Below are 2832 nucleotides of genomic sequence, written 5' to 3' on the forward strand. Positions count from 1 at the left end.
TGATGTTTTCCTGCAGTTTGGCGAAGGCGACCAGCGAACCCCAGAACGACACCGAGCCGATGATCGCGGCGAACAGCGACCCGACCACCAGTGCCACCGTCGGGGACTGATCCGGCTTGAAGTGCGAGAAGCCCTTGGTCTCGATGAATTCGGCCCAGGCGATCAGCGCCACGGTGCCGCCGCCGACGCCGTTGAACAGCGCCACCAACTGTGGCATCGCCGTCATCTTGGTCTTCTTGGCCGGCGGCACACCGAGGATCACGCCGATCGCCAGACCGGCGACGATCAGAAGCCAGTTGACCGAGGCGGTGTCACGGATCTTGATCAGTGTGGCGATCACCGCGATGCCCATACCGGTCGCTGCGATCCAGTTGCCGCGCACCGCGGTCTTGGGCCCGGTCAGGCCCATCAGGCCGTAGATGAAGAGCGCGAAAGCGAAGATGTAGAGAACGTCGACGAGGTAGGTCACTTGGTGAGCTCCTCGCCTTTGAGGGCGCGCTTCTCGGCGGCAGGCAGCGCCTTCTTGCTCTTGAACATGCCCAGCATCCGGTCGGTCACCAGGAAGCCGCCGATGACGTTCAGGGTGCCGAAGATCAGCGCGACGAACGCGATGATCCGCACGCCCCAGTGCGCGTCGCCGGGCAGGCCGCCCAGGACCAGGAGCGCACCGAGCACGACGATGCCGTGGATGGCGTTGGTGCCCGACATCAGCGGCGTGTGCAGAGTGTTGGGCACCTTGGAGATGACGGCGAAACCGACGAATCCGGCCAGCACCAGGATCGCCAGATTGGCCAGCAGTTGGGTGTACATCAGTTCCGCACCTCGCGTGTGACACATGACGACGAGATGACCTCGTCGTCGAAATCGGGCGCCAGTGCGCCGTCGGAGATCATCAACTCGAGGAGCGATGTCAGGTTCTTCGAGTACAACTCGCTGGCGTGTTCGGGCATGGAGGCCGGCAGGTTCAGCGGCGAGGCGATGGTCACCCCGTGCTTCACGACGGTCTGTCCGGGTTCGGTGAGTTCGCAGTTGCCGCCGGTCTCGCCGGCCAGGTCGACAACCACGCTGCCGGGCTTCATGCCCTGCACCGCGGCGGCGGTCACCAGTCGCGGCGCCGGCCGGCCCGGCACCAGCGCGGTGGTGATCACCACGTCGAACCCGCCGATGGCCTCTTCCAGCTTCTTCTGCTGCTGGGCGCGTTCGTCCTCGGTGAGTTCGCGGGCGTAGCCGCCTTCGCCCGCGGCGTCGATTCCCACGTTCAGCCACTGCGCGCCGACCGAGCGCACCTGGTCGGCGACCTCGGGCCGGACGTCGTACCCGGTGGTCTTGGCACCGAGTCGCTTGGCGGTGGCCAGTGCCTGCAGTCCGGCCACGCCGACGCCGAGCACCAGCACGCTGGCCGGTTTCACGGTGCCCGCGGCGGTGGTCAGCATCGGGAAGAACCGGGTGGACTCACTGGCCGCGAGCAGCACCGCCTTGTAGCCGGCGACGTTGGCCTGCGAGGACAGCGCGTCCATCGCCTGCGCCCGGGAGATACGCGGGATGGCCTCGACCGCGAATGCCTGCACACCAGCGGCCTTGAGGGCCGCGATCTGGTTGTCGGCGTTGCGCGGCGCGAGAAATCCGATCAGGGTCTGGCCGGCGCGCAGCCGGGCCACCTCGGCGGCGGACGGCGGTGCGACCTTGACCACGACGTCACAGCCCCAGGCATCCCCGATCGTCGCCCCGGCCGCGGTGTAGAGCCCGTCGGGCAGCAGCGCCCGCTCACCCGCGCCGGACTCCACCACCACGGCGGCGCCGCCCGCCACCAGCGTCGAGACCGCCTTGGGAACCAGCGCCACCCGGCGCTCGTCGGCGCCCGACTCGGCGACGACTCCCACCGTCGTCTGCGTATCTGTCATGAACTGTGCGTGTGCTTTCTCGGATCAATCGGGCATCTGCCCCGATGCTCGTGACACCCTAACTGCTGGCAGCGGCTATTTCCCAAGCCGAGGCGCCGCGACCGGATGCAGCCGGCCGATATCGTGGCGATATGGACTTCGCGATGTCCGCCAGGGGCGCCGACTACCACCAGCGACTCACCGAGTTCATGGTCGAGGAGGTGTTCCCGGCCGAGAAGTCCTACGACGAGTACCGGGCCGCCGCCGGCCCCGGCGACTTCACCGCCCCCCCGGTGGTGGAGGAGTTGAAGGTCAAGGCCAGACAACGCGGGCTGTGGAACCTGTTCCTGCCCGCCGAGTCGGGACTGACGAACCTGGAGTACGCCCCGCTGGCCGAGTTGACCGGGTGGAGCACCGAGATCGCCCCGGAGGCGATCAACTGCGCCGCCCCCGACACCGGCAACATGGAGGTGCTGCACATGTTCGGCACGCCCGAGCAGAAGGAGCAGTGGCTGCGGCCACTGCTGGCCGGGGAAATCCGCAGCGCCTTCTCGATGACCGAACCGGCGGTGGCCTCCAGCGACGCGCGCAACATCCGGACCGAGATCACCCGCGACGGCGACGACTACGTCATCAACGGCCGTAAGTGGTGGACCTCGGGCGCCAACGACCCGCGCTGCAAGATCCTGATCGTGATGGGCCGGACCAACCCTGACGCGGCGAGCCATCAGCAACAGTCGATGATCCTGGTGCCCGTCGACACGCCCGGTGTCGACATCGTGCGGTCGACGTCGGTGTTCGGCTGGCAGGACCAGCACGGTCACGCCGAGATCGTCTACTCGGGCGTCCGCGTGCCGGCCTCCAACCTGCTCGCCGAGGAGGGCATGGGGTTCGCGATCGCCCAGGCCCGCCTCGGCCCGGGCCGCATCCACCACTGCATGCGCGCGATCGG

The 2832-nt window shown here is 68.0% G+C and carries 4 protein-coding genes; 1 reads left to right on the forward strand and 3 read right to left on the reverse strand.

The window, feature by feature from the left end; genetic code table 11:
- The 3 genes from ADBZ5U_RS15565 to ADBZ5U_RS15575 all read right to left on the reverse strand — a co-directional run.
- On the reverse strand, positions 1–409 hold a 409-nt coding region (locus ADBZ5U_RS15565; RefSeq protein WP_526811704.1), incomplete at its 3' end, for an NAD(P)(+) transhydrogenase (Re/Si-specific) subunit beta.
- Between the two features lie 56 nt (positions 410–465).
- Positions 466–810 carry a proton-translocating transhydrogenase family protein gene (locus ADBZ5U_RS15570; RefSeq protein WP_526811700.1) on the reverse strand — a complete coding sequence of 115 codons (345 nt, stop codon included), beginning with the start codon at positions 808–810 and terminating at the stop codon, positions 466–468.
- On the reverse strand, positions 810–1901 hold the full coding sequence (locus ADBZ5U_RS15575; RefSeq protein WP_526811702.1) for a Re/Si-specific NAD(P)(+) transhydrogenase subunit alpha: 1092 nt from the start codon (positions 1899–1901) through the stop codon (positions 810–812). Before ADBZ5U_RS15575 ends, ADBZ5U_RS15570 begins: the two co-directional genes overlap by 1 nt.
- Before the next feature lie 143 nt (positions 1902–2044).
- Between ADBZ5U_RS15575 and ADBZ5U_RS15580 the strand changes: the two genes are divergently transcribed.
- A partial coding sequence (locus tag ADBZ5U_RS15580) for an acyl-CoA dehydrogenase family protein (protein WP_526811706.1) occupies positions 2045–2832 on the forward strand: 788 nt, incomplete at its 3' end.

The organism is Mycobacterium sp. (assembly GCF_040398885.1).
Lineage (GTDB): Bacteria > Actinomycetota > Actinomycetes > Mycobacteriales > Mycobacteriaceae > Mycobacterium.